The organism is Duganella sacchari (assembly GCF_900143065.1).
Lineage (GTDB): Bacteria > Pseudomonadota > Gammaproteobacteria > Burkholderiales > Burkholderiaceae_D > Rugamonas > Rugamonas sacchari.
Map to the genome: position 1 here is coordinate 51456 of NZ_FRCX01000001.1, position 18005 is coordinate 69460.

Genomic DNA, 18005 nt, shown 5'->3' on the forward strand with positions numbered 1-18005 from the left:
CGGGTTAGCGGGTGATCCTGCCAGTGAAAAAACGGCGTCGCACGCAATTTTTCAGGTTAAACTTACTACTTTAGACCTCAAGCAACGATCAAAATGACAACTCGCAACCACTGTCTGGAGCGCGACGCGCAAGATCCGCTCGCCGCTTTCCGCAGCCAGTTTGACCTCCCAGACGGCGTTATTTATCTGGATGGCAACTCTTTGGGCGCCCGTCCGAAGGCCTCCCTCTCCCGCGCCCAGCACGTGATTACCCAGGAATGGGGCCACGACCTGATCCGCAGCTGGAATACCGCCGGCTGGTTTGACCTGCCCAAGCATCTTGGCAATCGCCTGGCGCCGCTGATCGGTGGCGTGGATGGCGAAGTGGTTGTCACTGACACAACTTCGGTCAACCTGTTCAAGGCCCTGGCCGCTGCCCTGCAGATGCAAAGCTGCGATGCCGCCCGCCGCGTGATCGTTACCGAACGCTCCAACTTCCCGACCGACATCTATATGGCGGAAGGCCTGAGCAAATGGCTGGACCGTGGTTACAGCATCAAACTCATCGACAGCCCGGATGAACTGCCGGCCGCGATCGGCGCCGACACCGCCGTCGTCATGCTGACCCACGTGAACTACCGCAGCGGTTACCAGTACGATATGCAGGCCACCAGCGCCCTCGCCCATGCCGCCGGCGCCCTGATCCTCTGGGACCTGGCCCACTCGGCGGGCGCGGTGCCGGTCGACCTGCACGCCAACGGCGCCGACCTGGCCGTAGGCTGCACCTATAAATACCTGAATGGCGGACCGGGCGCGCCCGCCTTCATCTGGGTGCCGAAAAAACACCAGGGCCAATTCCAGCAGCCGCTGTCCGGCTGGTGGGGCCACGCCACGCCATTTGCGATGGCGCCGCACTTTGCGCCCGCCGACGGCATCGGCCGCGCCCTGTGCGGCACCCAGCCCATCGTCTCGCTGGCCATGGTCGAATGCGGCCTGGACGTGTTCGCCCAGACCAGCATGGCCGCGATCCGCGAAAAATCGCTGGCGCTGACCGATCTGTTCATCGAACTGGTGGAAGCGCGCTGCGGCGCGCATCCGCTGGGCCTGGTGACGCCGCGCGAACACCCACACCGTGGCAGCCATGTCAGCTTCACCCATCCGCACGGCTACGCCGTGATGCAAGCGCTGATCGCGCGCGGCGTGATTGGCGACTACCGCGAGCCGGCCATCATGCGTTTCGGCTTCACGCCGCTGTACACGAGTTATGCTGAGGTATGGGACGCCGTGGAAATCCTGCGCGACATCCTGGACCGCCAAGACTACAACGTTGACGCCAAGCGCGACGCCGTCACCTGAAAACGAGATAAACAATATGAGCGATAACAAATGTCCCATGCACGGCGCCAGCGCCGACGCGGCCCAGTGGCACGGCGCGCAAATGGACTTCAGCAATGACATGAGCTATGGCGACTACCTGGGCTTGGAAAAAATCCTGCACGCCCAGCACCCGCTGTCGCCCAACCATAACGAAATGTTGTTCATCATCCAGCACCAGACCAGCGAACTGTGGATGAAGCTGATGCTGCATGAAATGCGCGCCGTCCGCACGCATCTGCAGGCCGACGACCTGCCGCCGGCGTTCAAGATGCTGGCCCGTGTGGCCCGCATCATGGACCAGCTGGTACACGCCTGGGACGTGCTGGCCACCATGACGCCACCTGAATACACCGCCATCCGTCCCTACCTGGGCGCATCGTCGGGCTTCCAGTCCTACCAGTACCGCGAAATCGAATTCATCCTCGGCAACAAGAACGCCGCCCTGCTCAACGTCCACGCCACCACGCCGGAATTCCCGCTGCTGGAAGAGTCGCTGCGCACGCCATCGATCTACGACGAAGCGATCAAGCTGCTGGCGCGTAACGGCCTGCCGATTTCCGCCGAACGCCTGAATGCCGATCCGAGCCAGCCCACCGTGGCCGACGACTCGGTGCAGCAAGCCTGGCTGGAAGTCTACCGCGACCCGACCCGTTACTGGGCGCTGTACGAGCTGGCCGAAAAGCTGGTGGACATGGAAACTGCGTTCCGCTTCTGGCGCTTCCGTCACGTGACCACGGTCGAACGCATCATCGGCTTCAAGACCGGCACCGGCGGCACGGCCGGCGTCAGCTACCTGCGCAAGATGCTGGACGTGGTGCTGTTCCCCGAACTGTTCGCCCTGCGCACCGCATTGTAAAGAAGCCGGGAACTCCGGCGCCGATGCCCCCTCTAACTTATACGTCATAACAAGGAGGGATCACATCATGAAGCATATCCGCAATGCGGTGGCAGCAGCAGGCCTGCTGTTTGCCACCGTGGCGTCCGCCGCCACCTACACCACCATCCTGACCGGCCCGCAGGAATCGCCGGCCAATACTTCAGGCGGCATCGGCGCCGCCCTCGTCAAATTTGACGCCACTACGCATGTGCTGGACATCGGCGTCGCCTTCAGCGGGCTGCTCGGCGAAAGCACCGCCGCGCACATCCACTGCTGCACCACGACGGCAGGCAGCGGCACAGCGGGCGTCGCCACCGAACTGCCCTCTTTCACCAACTTCCCATTGGACCTGCATACCGGCGCCTATCAGCACACGTTTGACACCGCACTGGCCAGCAGCTGGAATCCGGCCTTCCTGAGCGCCAATGGCGGCACTGCCGCCGGCGCCGAGGCCGCGTTCCTGACCGGGCTTAACTCCGGCAGCGCCTACCTCAACATCCATAGCAGCGTTTATCCGAACGGTGAAATCCGCGGCTTCCTGGTCAATGTCTCGCCGGTGCCCGAGCCTGGCACTTACGCCATGTTCGGGCTGGGCCTGCCCGCAGTGCTGATGCTGGCAAGGCGCCGCCGCAGGTCTACCTGACCGTAGCGCTCACCAGCGGCAGCTCGATATAGCTGTCGTGATAAATGCGCTGGGTCGCCTTCTTGTAATCCGCCGGCTGCGCGTAGAAGATATTCTGCACAAAGGTCTGCGGATTACGGTCGTATAGCGGGAACCAGCTGGACTGGATCTGCACCATGATGCGGTGCCCCGGCAGGAACACATGGTTCGCCGTCGGCATCGCAAAGCGGTACGGCAGCGGCGTATTGGCAGCGATCGGCTTGGCCGTGGCAGCGCTTTCGCGATAACGGCCACGGAAGATATCGGCGGAAATCATCAGCTGATAACCGCCCATCTCCGGCTGCGACGCCACCTGGTCCGGGTAGACATCAATCAGCTTCACCACCCAGTCCGCATCCGTGCCGCTGGTGGCGGCCAGCAGGTGCGCGACCGGCTCGCCGCTGATCTTGACGGGCGCGGACAGCACACCCGTGGTGTACGTCAGCACGTCGGTGCGGCCCGACGCCTCGCGCTGGTCATCCACCAGCCAGCGCGGCCAGGTCTGGCCCTTGGCTTCATCGTAGCCATAAGGTGCGATGGGACGCTGGCGGTAAGGCACCGGCTTGGCCGGGTCGGAGACGTATTCATCGTACGCGTCTTTCTGCGCGGGCCTGGCCGGCGGCACCGGCGCCGTATTGGTCAGGTTCAGCCGCGCGCCGGCGGCCAGACGCAGCGTGGCAGGAGCGATTACACAAGCACTGACGCAGCCGGCAGGCCAGCTGTCCAGCGCCCGCCATTTATTGGTCCCCGTCTCAAACGCCGTGACGGGTGCGATCTTCGCTGCCAGCGCTTCCGGCGACGGGTCATCCTTCAGATAACGGTCAAGGAAAGGGCGCAATATCTCCTGGCGGAAGTACAGACCCGTGTCACTGTTGAATTTAATCGGCCCCAGCTTGCTGCCGTCGCCATCCTGTCCGCCGTGATTCCACGGCCCCAGCACCATGAACACCTGATTATCCTTATCGTTGGGCTTGATCGCCTTATAGACCGCGACCGCGCCATAAATATCCTCCGCATCCCACAAGCTGTGGACCAGCAGCGTCGGCACCGTCACCGGCTGCCTGGCGAGTATCCTGTCGACCGCCTGACTTTGCCAGAACTCGTCATACGACGGATGGGCGGCGATCTTACGCCAGAAACCGCTCTGCTCCACGCCGCGCTGCCGCGCCAGCGCACCAGCCGAGCCGGCGCGGATAAAGGTATCGTAGTCATCGTAATGGCTGGTGAACCAGTGCGCATCATTGCGGCGCGTAACCACCTGCTCCAGGATGTACGACATATTAATCTGGCGGAAAGCGCCGTGATGGAACCAGTCATCGCCGCGCCAGCCATCCACCATCGGATTCATCGGCACCGCCACCTTCAGCGCCGGATGCGGATTCACCAGCGCGATCAGCGGCAGAAAACCATCATATGAGCCGCCGATGATGCCTACTTTACCGTTCGACTCCGGCACATTTTTGGACAGCCACTCGATGGTATCCCAGGCATCGGTGGAATGATCGATCACGGTCGGATTGAACGGCGTGCCGGCCATCGGCCGCGTCATCACATAATCGCCTTCCGAGCCATACTTGCCGCGCACATCCTGCACCACCCGGATATAGCCGCCCTGGGTGATGACATCCGCCATATTGTCATAGCCCGTCAACACCGACTCCATCTGCGAATTTTCCGCATGATTGACCATGTCCGCCGCGTTATACGGCGTACGCGTGAGCAGCATCGGCGCACTGCGCGCCTTGCGTGGAATGACAATCACCGTGTTGAGTTTGACGCCGTCGCGCATCGGTATCATGACCGCGCGCTTGATGTAGTCGAAGCTATCGACAGGGGCTTTGAATTCGTCCGGCGTTTCGCTCGGCAAAGGATTCTGCGCATGCGCAGACAGCAGCACGCTGGCCAGAACAGCCAGCGCAAGAACAGATTTCTTCATGAGAACTCCGGGGTCAGGTCCGCCAATTCTACACGGCCTCAGCACTAAACGCGTTAGCGCAGAGCTCGTGTAGAAATGACGGACCTGACCCCGGAAGGCGTTTATTTCGCCAGCAGCAGTTCGTTGAGGCGTTTGACGAAGGTGGCGGGGTCGCTCAGCGCGCCGCCTTCGGCCAGCAGGGCCTGGTCGAACAGGAGGTGCGACCAGTCGCTAAACGAGCTGGCCACATTTTCGGCCTTCAAGCGCTGCACCAGCGGGTGCTCCGGATTGATTTCCAGGATAGGCTTGGACTCGGGCGCGGCCTGGCCAGCCGCTTTCAACATGCGCAGCAGATTGCCCGACAGTTCGTTCTCGTCCGCCACCAGGCAGGCCGGCGAATCGGTCAGACGGAAGGTCACGCGCACATCCTTGGCTTTGTCGGTCAGCGCTTCTTTCATCTTCTCGACCAGATCCTTGTAGGCGGTTTCGGTCTCTTCGTGTTCCTTCTTCTCGGCTTCGTCTTCCAGCGCGCCTAGATCCAGGCCGCCTTTCGCCACCGAGACCAGTTCCTTGCCTTCGAACTCGGTCAGGAAGGACAGCATCCACTCGTCCACGCGGTCGGTCAGCAGCAGCACTTCCACGCCTTTTTTGCGGAAGATTTCCAGGTGCGGGCTGTTTTTCGCAGCGATGTAGTTATCGGCCGTGACGTAGTAGATCTTGTCCTGACCTTCCTTGGCGCGTGCGATGTACTGCTCCAGCGACGTAATCTGTTCGTGGTTGTCGTTGGCGGTCGAGGCAAAACGCAGCAGCTTGGCCAGGCGGTCCTTGTTGGCCGCGTCTTCGCCGATGCCTTCTTTCAGCACCTGACCGAATTCGGTCCAGAAGGTCTGGTACTTGTCTTTCTTTTCCTGTTCGTCCGCATTCGCCAGCTCTTCGAGCATGCCGATCACGCGCTTGGTCGAACCGTCGCGGATCACTTTCACATCGCGCGACTCTTGCAGGATTTCGCGCGAGACGTTCAGCGGCAGGTCCGCCGAATCGATCACGCCTTTGACGAAGCGCAGATAGGTCGGCATCAGCTGTTCGGCATCGTCCATGATGAATACGCGCTTGACGTACAGCTTGATGCCGCCACGCTTGTTGCGGTCCCACAGGTCGAACGGCGCCTTGGCCGGGATGTACAGCAGCTGGGTGTATTCGCTGCGGCCTTCCACGCGGTTGTGGGTGTGGGTCAGCGGCGACTGGAAGTCGTGCGACACGTGCTTGTAGAATTCGTCGTACTGCTCCGGCGTGATGTCGGACTTGTTACGTGCCCACAGCGCGCTGGCCTGGTTGACGGTTTCCAGGTCGTCCTTGACGACGGTTTCCTTCTTCTCGTCGTCCCATTCCTCTTTCTGCATCACGATAGGCAGCGAGATATGGTCGGAGTATTTGCGGATGATGGATTTCAGCTTCCACGACGACAGTAGCTCGTCCTCGCCTTCGCGCAGATGCAGGATGATGTCGGTGCCGCGGCTGGTTTTCTCGATCTGCTCGACCGAGTAGTCGCCCTCGCCGCCCGATTCCCAGCGCACGCCTTCCGACGCCGGCAGGCCGGCACGGCGCGATTCCACGGTGATCTTGTCGGCGATGATGAAGCCCGAGTAGAAGCCCACGCCAAACTGGCCGATCAGCGCCGCGTCCTGCTGCTGGTCGCCCGACAGTTTGCCGAAGAATTCCTTGGTGCCCGATTTGGCGATGGTGCCGAGGTGCGAGATCGCCTCGTCACGGCTCATGCCGATGCCGTTGTCGGAAATGGTGATGGTGCGCGCCGCCTTGTCGAACGAGACCTTGATCTTGAGTTCGTGGTCGTTGCCGTACAGGGCGTCGTTGTTGATGGCTTCAAACCGCAGCTTGTCCGAGGCATCGGACGCGTTGGAGATCAGCTCGCGCAGGAAGATTTCTTTGTTCGAGTACAGGGAGTGAATCATCAGCTGCAGCAGCTGTTTCACTTCGGCCTGGAATCCAAGGGTCTGTTTTTCAGTAGTATCAGCCATTTTTGAATAGTCTTTTGGTTAAGATTTCCGGAAGGTGGGGATTATAAAAGGCTTTTCAAGAGCCGCCTAACTCTCGTTCAAGAAAACGCCACACGGCCGGCTCCTGCATCGCCGCCACGTTCAGGCGCATACGCGTGGAAGGCAGCTGCTTGGGCGAGAACAGGCTGCCCGGCGCCAGCAGCAGGTTGTGGGCCATAGCGCGCTCGGTCAGGGCATTGGTGTCGCAGCCGGCGTCGGCCCACACAAACATGCCGGCCAGCGGCGAACTTTCCACGCGCAGGCCGATGCGCTCCATCTGGCGCAGCGCCTTGGCGCGCACGCTGTCCAGCCGTCCGCGCAAACGGTCGGCATGCTTGCGGTAGGAGCCTTCGGACAGCACTTTGTAGACCACCCGCTCGCCGATATCGCTGGTGGTCAGCGTCGATAGCATTTTGCGATCCGCGAGCCGTTCGGCGCGTTCCATCGAAGTGGCGATAAAGCCCACGCGCAGGTTCGCCGCCATGGTCTTCGAAAAGCCGCCCAGATAAATCACCCGCTGCAGCTGGTCCAGTGCGGCCAGCCGGGTGGCCGGTTGCACCGCGCTGCCCGGATGCAGGTCGCAGTAGATGTCGTCTTCCACGATGAGGAAGCCATGCTCCTCCGACAGCCGCAGCACCTGAAACGCCTTGGCCGCCGACAGCGAGGTGGAACTCGGGTTGTGCAGCACGGAGTTGATGATGTACAGCTTGGGCTTGTGGATGGCCGCCAGCTCCGTGAGGCGGGCGATATCCGGGCCGTCGGCCAGGCGCGGAATGCCGATCACCTGCGCGCCCAGCGCCGCAAACGAACCAAACATCAGGAACCAGGCCGGATCATCGACAAAAATCACATCGCCGGGGCGCGTGAACTCGCGCGCCACCAGATCCAGCGCCTGCGTTACGCCTGCCGTGGTGACGAATTGTTCCGGCTCGGCGGCGATCTCCAGCTCGGCCAGTTTGTGCTGCAGCTGCTGGCGCAGCGGCAGGAAGCCTTGTGGCACGCCATAACTGAGCAGCAAATTGGGATTCTGGCGGCTGACGGCGCGCAGCGCATTGGCGATGGCCGGACCGTCCAGCCATTCGGACGGCAGCACGCCGGTGCCCGGCATCTGCTGGTGCGGCATCTGGCGGAACATATTCCGCACCAGCCAGACAATGTCGATCGGCTTGGATTCAAAGCCGGCGTGCTGACTGCGGACTGGCGAGAGCAATGGCGCGCTGTCGCCCGCGTGCACCGCCATGGCCGGCCGTTCGCGCACAAAGAAGCCGGCGCCGCGGCGCGATTCCAGATAACCGGTCGCCACCAGCTTGTCATACGCGGCCACCACGGTAAACGCCGATACGCCGTGCGAGGCCGCAAAGGCGCGGATGGACGGCATGCGGGCGCCGCCCCGCAGCAGGCGGTCATCAATGCGCGCCGCCACCGACCGCACGATCTGGTCGATCAGCGTCTCACCGGACTCGCGCGACAGCAAGCCCACCATCGGCCCGCTAGCGCCCCGCCCCGGCAGGCGGGTCGGCCGCCGCTGTGCGGCCGCGGTGGCCGACACCTGCACCGGCACCGACGTCACCGACGGTCCGGGCGCCGGCGCCGTCATGGCGCGGGCCTGCGCTGCGGCCAGCGCTTCGTTGACTGCCTGCGCCGCGGCAGCTGCGGCGGCGCCTAACATCGAAGTGCGTGATCGTGTATTGGTCATTTTACCGTCACAGTATGAGGAATTATGTTATCAAGTGTACTGGCACTGTACTGGTTTTGTCACGTAGCATAAACCCATGACAGAAAATACATCGCCCATTACACCGACCCTGCCCACACACAGCCGCCTGAGCGAAGAAACCACCGGCATGCTGCTGGGTTTGATCGGCGTTGCCATTTTCAGCCTGACACTGCCCTTCACGCGCCTGGCAGTCAGCGGCGGTGCAGATGGCGGTGGCTTGTCGCCGATGTTCGTCGCCCTCGCCCGTGCGCTGGCGGCGGCTGTACTGGCCGGCAGTTGGCTGTACTGGAAACGCGTGCCACTGCCGCCCAAATCCGCCCTGCCCGCACTTGCCATGGTCTCCATCGGCTGCGTGATCGGCTTCCCGTGGCTGACCTCCGTCGCCATGCGCAGCCTGCCTGCTGCCCATGGTGCTGTACTGGTCGGCATCCTGCCGCTGGCCACCGCCGTGTTTGCGGCCTTGCTGGGAGGTGAAAAGCCGTCCAGAGGCTTCTGGATCATGGCGATCTTAGGCTCGGTGCTGGTGGTCGGCTTTGCGCTGCGCCAGAGCGGCGGCAGTCTGCATCTGGCGGACCTGGCCATTTTCCTGGCCGTGGTGCTGGCCGCCATGGGCTATGCCGCCGGGGGCCGCCTGTCGCAGACGCTGGGCGGACAGCAGACCATTTGCTGGGCGCTGGTGCTGTCGGCGCCACTGCTGCTGCCCCTCGTCGGCTGGCAGTCCTGGCAGGAACAGGCGCAAATCGCCAGCGCCAGCACGGCCGCCTGGACCGGTTTCGCCTATGTTTCCGTGTTCTCCATGTTCATCGGCTTCGTGTTCTGGTACCGCGGCATGGCCCTGGGCGGGGTGGCGCGGGTCGGACAAGTACAGCTGGTGCAGCCGTTTCTGTCTGTACTGGGCGCCACCGTGGTGCTCGGGGAAACGCTGGAATGGCAAACCCTGATCTTCGCAATTGCCGTGATCGCCGTGGTGGGTGCGGGCCGCAAAATGCAGGTAAAACGCAGCTGATGCCATACAGGATTCTGATTTTGCCTCAATTGTGAGCATCCCCGGCGGCAAGGGTACAATAACGGTCTTGATACACATAACACTTGGATAACCACATGTCTGTTTACGAAAAACTGAAAGCGCTTGATATCACCCTGGCTGCACCGGCCACTCCAGCAGCCGCCTACGTCATGTACGCCCAAACCGGCAATCTGGTATTCCTGTCCGGTCACATCGCCAAGCGCGCCGACGGCAGCGTATGGGTAGGCCAACTGGGCAAGAACATCGACACCGCAGAAGGCAAGGCAGCCGCGCGCGCCATCGCCATCGACCTGATCGGCACCCTGCAAGCGGCAGTGGGCGGCGACCTGACCCGCGTCAAGCGCATCGTCAAAGTCATGAGCCTCGTGAATTCGACCCCTGACTTTACTGAACAGCACCTGGTCACCAACGGCGCCTCCGAGCTGCTGGGCGAAGTCTTCGGCGACGCCGGCAAGCACGCCCGCTCGGCCTTTGGTGTCGCACAAATCCCGCTTGGCGCCTGCGTCGAAATCGAACTGATCGCGGAAGTCGCGTAAGCGGGCGGCAGCTTACCCGCTGCCGTTCCTTTGATAAGAGCACGCCACAAGCGCGCTGAATGAATGACCGGCCACGCCGGTTCCTCTAGTGAGACATGTATGAAAATCGAAAACCAGAATCCGATCGAATGGCGCTTCGCTGAACGCGCCGAGCAGCTGCAGGCATCCTTCATCCGCGAGATCCTGAAGATCACGCAGCAGCCGGAGATCATTTCCTTCGCCGGCGGCCTGCCATCGCCAGCCACCTTCCCGGTCGAAGAAATGCAGGCCGCGTTTGACAAAGTCCTGCGCGACAACGGCAAGGTAGCGCTGCAATACGGCCCGACCGACGGCTACACCCCGCTGCGCCAATGGATCGCCGACTCGCTGTCGACCGGTGGCGCCAAGATCCTGCCGGAACAAGTCCTGATGACCTCCGGTTCGCAGCAAGCGCTGGACCTGCTGGGCAAAGTGCTCATCGACGAAGGCAGCCGCGTGCTGGTCGAAACCCCGTCCTATCTGGGCGCACTGCAAGCGTTCTCGGTCTACCGTCCGGAATTCAAATCGGTGGCGACCGACGACCATGGCCTGGTGCCATCGTCGATCGACAAAGTGGCAGAAGGCGCGCGCCTGCTGTACTCCCTGCCAAACTTCCAGAACCCGACCGGCCGTTCGCTGTCGGTTGAGCGCCGCCTGGAACTGGTAGAAACCTGCGCCCGCCTTGGCTTGCCGCTGATCGAAGATGATCCATACGGCGCCCTGAGCTACAAAGGCGACCCGGCACCGAAGATGGTGGCGATGAACCCGGACGGCGTGATCTACATGGGCTCCTTCTCGAAGGTGCTGACCCCTGGCATCCGCCTGGGCTATGTTGTCGCCCCACTGCCACTGGCGCGCCGCCTGGAACTGGCCAAGCAGGCGGCCGACCTGCATACTTCGCAGCTGACCCAGATGGTCGTGCACGAAGTGATCAAGGACGGTTTCCTGGAGCAGCACATTCCAAAAATCCGCACCCTGTACGGCAACCAGTGCCAAGTCATGCTGGACGCCATGGCGCAGCACTTCCCGGCCGGTGTCGAGTGGACCAAGCCGGAAGGCGGCATGTTCATCTGGGTGACGCTGCCAAAGCACATCAACGCCATGCAGTTGCTGGACGAAGCCATCGCACAGAAAGTGGCGTTCGTACCAGGTTCGCCGTTCTACGCCAACGAGCCAGAGACCAATACCCTGCGTCTGTCGTTCGTGACCGTGTCGCCAGAGCGCATCCGCACCGGCATTGAGATCCTGGGTAAGCTGATCGCCTCCAAGATCTAAGTCGTCGCAAGTCAGACCTCCGTGGGCGGCGCTCGCCGCCCGCAAAAATACAACACCAGCCGCGCAATCTTTATCACTAAAAGTCACCAAAAAGCGCTAAACCAATAGCAAGCCGCCAACATTACTTATACCATTTGGCGCTAGTCTGGCTGCGGTATCATGCTTTCGAGGACATCCTCCAAAATCATCGGTTTTTTTTCACCAGCAATCGTTGCAAAGCGGTATGATTTGAACGGATAGTCACTTTCAAATCAGGCCAGCCTTTGTTGAAACGCGCACCAATCACCCCCGCTTTCCCCCACCGTTGCCCATCCGCGCAACCGCACTGCCACGCCAATGCAACCCACCAGGTTAAAGGCGAATCCCGATGAGTTCTGGAAGTCTGAGTTTTGCAACGCGGCGGGATGCCGCGATACTGATTGTTGATGATGCGCCCGAAAATCTGGGCGCGCTGCGCAAGCTGATGGTCGAACAAGGCTATCAAACCTTCGTCGCCACCTCCGGCGAACGCGCGCTGAAAATCGCCCGCCGCGTGCATCCGGACCTGATCCTGCTCGACATCATGATGCCCGGGATGGACGGCTACGAAACCTGCCGCCAGCTCAAGAGCCATGCCGCGACCCAGCGCATTCCCGTCATCTTCATGAGCGCACGCACCGGCACCGACGATGTGGTGGCCGGCTTTGATATCGGCGCCGTCGACTACATCAGCAAGCCGCTGCGCATGCCCGAAGTGTGTGCGCGCGTGCGTACGCAGCTGCAAATCCGCAGCAGGAGCGAAACACACGAAGAACAGGCCGAACGCCTGCGCACCATTGTCAACAACATGGCCGAGGGCCTGCTGATTATTGAAGCGGATGGCCGCATCCAGTTCACCAATCCCGCCTGCGACAAGTACCTGGGCTACCAGGTGGAGGAGCTGGCGGGGCGCAGCATCACCGACCTGCTGAACCCACTGGTGGCGCAGGAATACCTGGACTACTTCGCGCGCTACGCCGCCGCGCCGCAGACCGCGCACAACCACGGCACGCGCGAAGTCATCATCCGCCACCGCAACGGCAGCTCCGTGTGCATGGACCTGACGCTGACGCCGATGTATTTGCGCCAGCCGCTGTTTATCGGCCTGCTGCACGACATCACGCACCACAAACAATCGGAAGACGCCTTGCAGCGCGCCGCCATGGTCGATCCGCTGACCAAAATCGCCAACCGCCGCCACTTCGACACCTTCCTGGAAAAAGAATGGCAGCGCGCGATGCGCAGCGGCCAGCCCTTGTCACTGGTGGTGCTGGACGTCGACCACTTCAAACTGTACAACGACACCCTGGGGCATGCGGCGGGCGACGCCTGCCTGCAGCAGGTGGCGCAGGCGATCGCCTCGCACGCGCTACGGCCGACCGACCTGGCGGCGCGCTACGGCGGCGAAGAATTCGTGCTGCTGTTTGCGGAGACCGATGGCGACGCAGCCTATCTGCTGGGCGAATCGATCCGCAACCACATCGAATCGCTGCAGATCCCGCACCCGCGCTCGACGACATCGGCATGGCTGACCGTCAGCATCGGCGTAGCCACCATCCACCCGCACCAGCTGGACAACACCGAATCCCTGTTCGTGGCCGCCGACCGCGCCATGTACGTGGCCAAGGAGGGTGGCCGCAACCAGGTCCAGGCCACCAAAACCGGCGGCGCCTCGCTGGCCGCCGTCAAGGCCATGGTCATGCGCTAATTCCGGGTTATAACTGCTCGGGGTAGCCGGTGATGTCGGCGATTTGCTGGTACATCGGCTGCAACTGCCTGTACATATTGAGGTACACGCGGCGGTAAAGCTGGTCGTAGATTTTCTGGTTGGCGGCGATGGGGTGGAACACGCGCCCCGGGCGCGTCATCGCACGCGTGGCGGTGTCAAAGTCTTTGTGCAGCCCCAGGCCGGCCGCAATCGCTATCGCGGCGCCAAGTCCGGAAGTTTCGTAGACGTGTGCCCGCGCTGCGGGCAGGCCGAAGATGTCGGCGGTGAGCTGCATGGCGGCGTCGCTTTGCGAACCGCCGCCGGCGATGCGCAGTTCTGTCACCGGCACGCCGCTGCGCTTTTCGATGCGTTCCTTGCCCTCGCGTAGCGCATAGGCCAGGCCTTCGAGGATGGCGCGGTACATATGGGCCCGCGTGTGGACGTCGCCAAAGCCGATCATCGCGCCCTTGGCTTCCGGCCCCGGAATCCGGATGCCGGGACTCCAGTACGGCTGCAGCATCAGTCCCATGGAACCCGGCGGCACCTCGTTTACCAGCTGATCGAACATGGCTTCCGGCGCCATGCCCTGCTCCGCTCCCGCGATCTGCTCCAGATGCCCGAACTGCTCCTTGAACCAGTTGACCATCCAGTAACCGCGGAATATCTGCACCTCGGTGCTATATGCGCCCGGTACCGCCGCCGGATACGGTGGAATGAATGGCGTCACTTCCACGTATTTTTTGCTGGTGGTGTTGATGGTGGCAGTGGTGCCGTAACTCAGGCAGGCGATGTGCGGCTCCAGGCTGCCGGCGCCGATCACTTCGCAGGCTTTGTCGGCCGCCGCCGCCACCAGCGGTGTGCCTTCCGGGATGCCGGTGACCGCTGCTGCTTCCGCCGTGATGGCGCCGATGATGGCGCCTGGCTTCACCAGCTCGGGCAGCATCCCGGGCTTCACGCGCAAGGCTTCCCACTTCCAGTCGCGCGGCCCGGCCCATTTGTGGCGTTTGTAATCGAACGGCAGATAGGCGACCTGCGAACCGATCGAATCGACATGGCGTCCGCACAGGCGGTAGTTGAGGAAGCCTGACAGCAGCAGATATTTGTGGGTCCGTTCCCAGATTTCCGGCTGCTGCTCGGCGATCCAGTTGATCTCCGCTTCGCGCCGGAAGTATTCGATGGTGTCTTCCACGCGCGCCAGCTTGAAGGCGGTGCGCCACAGCAGGCTCAATGGCTTTTGCTTGCCTACGCGGCGCTGGTCCAGCCAGGTAATCGCCGGCCGCAGGACTTTACCGTCGCGGTCCACGTTGACGACGGTACCGCGCTGGGTGGTCACCGCCACGCCTTTGACGGCGCTGCGTGGAATGTCGGTGGTGCGCCACAGTTGCTGGCACGCGGCTGCCACGGCATCCCAGTAACCATCCGCGTCATGCTCGGCCCAGCCGGGATGCTCGGAGAAATATGCCTGCAAGTGGATTTGCGATTTGGCGGCGAGGTTGCCGTTTAAATCAAACAGCAACGCGCGTACGCTCTGCGTGCCATTGTCGATGGAGAGCAGGTATTGGTCTGCCATGGTGTCTCGTTATGGTTTTAGTTTTGGTAGATTGTAATGCCTGGACCACAGCGTCAGATAATCGGCTTGCTCGCTTTCCCAGCGCTGGTCACCCCAGCCAAGCTCCGGCTGGCAGATGGTGCGGATGCGCGGCAGGATATCCACGCCGCCGCCGCGCAACTGGATGCCGATGCGGCTACGGCGCAGCATCAGGTCTTCCAGCTTGCAGACGTCTTCGCGGCGCGCGGCCCAGCGCAGCTGCGCCCAGATGGTTTCCGTGCCGGGGATGCATGCCAGTTCGCCAGGCTGCGCGGCATCGAGCAGCGCCTGTGCCGAGGCGCCGTAGCGTCCCTGCAGACGCTGCGCCTGCCCTGGCGGCAGGTCCGGCATGTAGCGCAGCAGTGGCGATGGCGCAAACACGGGCTGCGGCGTCAGCTTGCCTTGTAGTTGGGGCAGGCGCGCGGCGGCCAGCTTGAGCACATCCAGCGCGATGACACGGAAGGTGGTCAGCTTGCCGCCGGTGACGGTCAACAGGCCATTCTCCAGCCACAGCGCATGGTCGCGTGTCTCTTTGGACGGATCGGCTTTGCCGCTGTCGATCACGGGCCGAACGCCTGCATAGGTGGCGATGATATCTTCGTCGGTCAGCTCCAGTTGCGGGAACTGGGCATGCAGCGCAGCCATGAGGTAGTCGCACTCCTCGCGCGTGATGGCCGCTTCTATCGACAAATCCTGTTTATGATCGACGTCGGTGGTGCCGACCAACGTCACGCCTTCCCACGGATAGGCAAATACCGGGCGGCCATCTGCCGGATGCATCAGGCTAATCGCCTGCGCCAGCGGCAGGCGCCAGGCCGGCAGCACCAGATGGCTGCCGCGCAAAGGCCGTAGCCTGTGCCCCGCGCCGCCGTCACCGGCCAAGGGAGGCTGGCGCAAGCGATCTGCCCAAGCACCTGTCGCACTGATAACCAGCCGTGCGCGCACTTCGTGCTGTTCGCCACTCAAGCCGTCCCGCAGCCATACGCCGGCTGCTTCGCCATCGTCATTGCGCACGAGGGATTCAACCGCCATGTAGTTGAGCGCCACACCACCGTGCTGGCGCGCTTCCTGCAACACGCGCAGCACCAGCCGCGCATCGTCGGTCTTGGCATCGGTGTAGACCATGCCGCCTTGCAGACCGTCCGTTGCCACGTTTGGCGCCAGCGCGGCAAACTCGGCACGGTCAAAATAATGACGTCCGCTTTGTCCTGCCATGCGGTCGTAGATCGCCAGTCCGACCAGGAACGCGCGCTTGCCCGGCTTGCGCCCGGCATAGTCGCCGAACGCAAAGCTTTGCGGCTCGACCAGGCCTGCGGCCTGTTGCAGCAGGTGTTCGCGCTCGTGCACGGATTCACGCGTGAGTCCAAACTGCCCCTCTTTAAGATACCGTAGGCCGCCGTGCACCAGCTTGGAGGAACGGCTGGACGTGCCCCACGCGAAATCGCGCTGCTCGACCAGCAGGACCTTCAAGCCACGTCGCGAAGCCTCCAACAGTATGCCGGCGCCTGTGATGCCGCCACCGATGACGACGGCATCCCACGCTCCCGCCAACGCATTTTGCCTGCTCATGGCAACAGCTTCCCTGGATTCATGATCTGCTGCGGGTCCAGATGGTCAAACATCGCCCGCAGCGACGACATCCCCAGGCGCCCCTTCTCCGCCGCCAGATACGGCGCGTGGTCCGTACCCACGCCATGCTGGTGGCTGATGGTGCCGCCATTCTCCACAATCGCCATGCTGACGGCCTTCTTCAGCGACTTCCAGCGCGCCAGATCCGACTCATAATCGCCCGCCAGACGGTACACAAAGGTCGTGTACACACTGGCGCCCTGCGCATACAGGTGCGACAGGTGGGTATAGGTATGCACCTGTTCGCCGTGCTGTTCCAGCGCCGCCGTCGCCGCCGTTTCTATCGCGCGCATCATGACTTCCACGCGTGGCCAGTCGACCGCCGTCTCCACGGTATCGATGGCAAAGCCGTGCTGCCATGCTGCGTTGCGCAGGTAGACGTTGCGGAAGCGGTTCTGCTTCCACTTGTCGCCCATATAGCGCCCCATGTGCACACCGCCGTGCGGAGTGGTCAGCGACAATGCCTCACGCAGGGCCGCGCGCGCCAGGGATTTACGGCCACTGACGCCGATCATCAGCATGCACTTGCCTTCCTTGCAGCCGCGCAGCGACAGATACCCTTCGAGCAGCGAGATCAGCTTCTTGTGGCCCGCCAGCGCCAGCATGGTCACCGTCTCCAGCGCATTTGACAGCCGCAGCATGGAGAGCGACAACCCCGCCTGCACGATCTGACGCACCGCCGTCTCGGCTGCCGACCAGCTGGGGAAGAACACCGCATGGAAGGACTCATATGCTGGCGCAGCCGTCACGCGCACCGTCGCCTCGGTCAGGATACCCATACGGCCTTCGGAGCCCAGCACCATCTCGCGCAAGTCTGGCCCCGCTGCGGATGCGGGGAATGTCGGCAGATGCAGCGTGCCGGATGGCGTCTCCATCGAGCCGCCACGGAACATCTGCTCGATCCGCCCATAGCGCAAGGACTGCTGCCCCGACGAACGCGTCGCAACCCAGCCGCCCAGCGTCGAATACTCGAACGATTGCGGAAAATGTCCCAGCGTATAGCCACGCGCACGCAGCTGCGCCTCCAGGTCCGGCCCGAACACGCCGGCGCCAAAGGTCGCCAGCTGCGACTCCGTATCCAGGTACAGCAGCTGCCGCATACGCGTCATGTTCACCGCCAGCGCCGGCATTTCAGCGGGCGCCGTCAGATGGCCGGCCACGCTGGTGCCACCGCCCTGCGGTATCAGCGCCACGCCATGCTGCTGCGCATAGTCCAGCAGGTCGCGTACGTCCTGCGCGCTTTCCGGATAGGCCACGCCATCCGGCGTCGTGCCGATCACGCCATAGCGTAGCCGCAGCCAGTCCGGCAGGCTCTGGCCCAGCGCATTGCGCAGCCTGACCTCCGGTGCGGCATCAATCAGGCGATGCGGCGGCAGGCGCGATTCACGCACCTGCGCGCATGCCTGCTCAAACGCCGCATCCTTCACCGGCTTGCCAGCGCCCACGCGCTGCACGAGAAAGGCCAAGGCCTCCTCATTGAGCGCAAATTCAACTGCATCATCACCCCAACCGTTCCAGCGTCTCATTGTTTTTCTGTCTCCCTGGCGGAGCGCTTGCTATACTGACGCGCACCGATTATTCACCAAATAAGGTTAAAACAATGCCTTCTGCCGGTATTGCGCATTC

The 18005-nt window shown here is 62.6% G+C and carries 13 protein-coding genes; 7 read left to right on the forward strand and 6 right to left on the reverse strand.

All coding sequences use genetic code 11. The annotated features are described in order from the left end of the window. The first annotated feature begins 93 nt into the window (after positions 1 to 93). The 3 genes from kynU to BUA36_RS00295 all read left to right on the forward strand — a co-directional run bounded on the left by kynU (position 94) and on the right by BUA36_RS00295 (position 2876). Positions 94 to 1335 carry a kynureninase gene (gene kynU, locus BUA36_RS00285; RefSeq protein WP_072780433.1) on the forward strand — a complete coding sequence of 414 codons (1242 nt, stop codon included), beginning with the start codon at positions 94 to 96 and terminating at the stop codon, positions 1333 to 1335. Positions 1336 to 1351: 16 nt separating this feature from the next. After that, positions 1352 to 2212, forward strand: coding sequence for a tryptophan 2,3-dioxygenase (gene kynA / locus BUA36_RS00290; protein ID WP_072780435.1), 861 nt, complete (start codon positions 1352 to 1354; stop codon positions 2210 to 2212). A gap of 67 nt (positions 2213 to 2279) precedes the next feature. After that, positions 2280 to 2876, forward strand: a complete 597-nt coding sequence (locus tag BUA36_RS00295) for a CHRD domain-containing protein (RefSeq protein ID WP_072780436.1) — start codon at positions 2280 to 2282, stop codon at positions 2874 to 2876. On the opposite strand, the gene BUA36_RS00300 is transcribed toward BUA36_RS00295, so the two are convergent. The 3 genes from BUA36_RS00300 to BUA36_RS00310 form a co-directional block, all read right to left on the reverse strand. Beyond that, positions 2869 to 4830 carry a CocE/NonD family hydrolase gene (locus BUA36_RS00300; protein WP_072780438.1) on the reverse strand — a complete coding sequence of 654 codons (1962 nt, stop codon included), beginning with the start codon at positions 4828 to 4830 and terminating at the stop codon, positions 2869 to 2871. The genes BUA36_RS00295 and BUA36_RS00300 overlap by 8 nt on opposite strands. A gap of 101 nt (positions 4831 to 4931) precedes the next feature. Beyond that, complete coding sequence (htpG, locus tag BUA36_RS00305) at positions 4932 to 6845, reverse strand: molecular chaperone HtpG (protein ID WP_072780440.1); 1914 nt, start codon at positions 6843 to 6845, stop codon at positions 4932 to 4934. A 55-nt stretch (positions 6846 to 6900) separates the two neighbouring features. Further along, positions 6901 to 8559 (reverse strand): aminotransferase-like domain-containing protein, encoded by a 1659-nt coding sequence (locus BUA36_RS00310; protein WP_072780441.1) that lies wholly within the window; start codon positions 8557 to 8559, stop codon positions 6901 to 6903. A gap of 76 nt (positions 8560 to 8635) precedes the next feature. On the opposite strand from BUA36_RS00310, the gene BUA36_RS00315 reads away from it, so the two are divergent. The 4 genes from BUA36_RS00315 to BUA36_RS00330 all read left to right on the forward strand — a co-directional run bounded on the left by BUA36_RS00315 (position 8636) and on the right by BUA36_RS00330 (position 13162). Further along, positions 8636 to 9586 carry a DMT family transporter gene (locus BUA36_RS00315; protein WP_072780443.1) on the forward strand — a complete coding sequence of 317 codons (951 nt, stop codon included), beginning with the start codon at positions 8636 to 8638 and terminating at the stop codon, positions 9584 to 9586. A gap of 95 nt (positions 9587 to 9681) precedes the next feature. Next, a complete protein-coding gene (locus BUA36_RS00320; RefSeq protein ID WP_072780445.1) occupies positions 9682 to 10143 on the forward strand; it encodes a RidA family protein in 462 nt (153 codons plus the stop codon). A gap of 99 nt (positions 10144 to 10242) precedes the next feature. Further along, the gene (locus BUA36_RS00325) at positions 10243 to 11436 is read left to right on the forward strand and encodes an aminotransferase-like domain-containing protein (protein WP_072780446.1); all 1194 of its coding nucleotides are present in this window, start codon (positions 10243 to 10245) and stop codon (positions 11434 to 11436) included. 367 nt (positions 11437 to 11803) lie between these two features. Further along, positions 11804 to 13162: a diguanylate cyclase domain-containing protein gene (locus tag BUA36_RS00330; protein ID WP_072780448.1), complete on the forward strand. Its 1359-nt coding sequence runs from the start codon at positions 11804 to 11806 to the stop codon at positions 13160 to 13162. A 7-nt stretch (positions 13163 to 13169) separates the two neighbouring features. On the opposite strand, the gene BUA36_RS00335 is transcribed toward BUA36_RS00330, so the two are convergent. The 3 genes from BUA36_RS00335 to BUA36_RS00345 are packed head-to-tail and all read right to left on the reverse strand — an operon-like array spanning position 13170 to position 17905. Further along, positions 13170 to 14732 (reverse strand): FGGY-family carbohydrate kinase, encoded by a 1563-nt coding sequence (locus tag BUA36_RS00335; protein ID WP_072780450.1) that lies wholly within the window; start codon positions 14730 to 14732, stop codon positions 13170 to 13172. A gap of 9 nt (positions 14733 to 14741) precedes the next feature. Next, positions 14742 to 16319, reverse strand: a complete 1578-nt coding sequence (locus tag BUA36_RS00340; RefSeq protein WP_072780451.1) for a glycerol-3-phosphate dehydrogenase/oxidase — start codon at positions 16317 to 16319, stop codon at positions 14742 to 14744. After that, entirely contained in the window at positions 16316 to 17905 is a 1590-nt protein-coding gene (locus tag BUA36_RS00345; protein ID WP_072780453.1) for an FAD-binding oxidoreductase, read from the reverse strand. Before BUA36_RS00345 ends, BUA36_RS00340 begins: the two co-directional genes overlap by 4 nt. Positions 17906 to 18005: the final 100 nt, after the last annotated feature.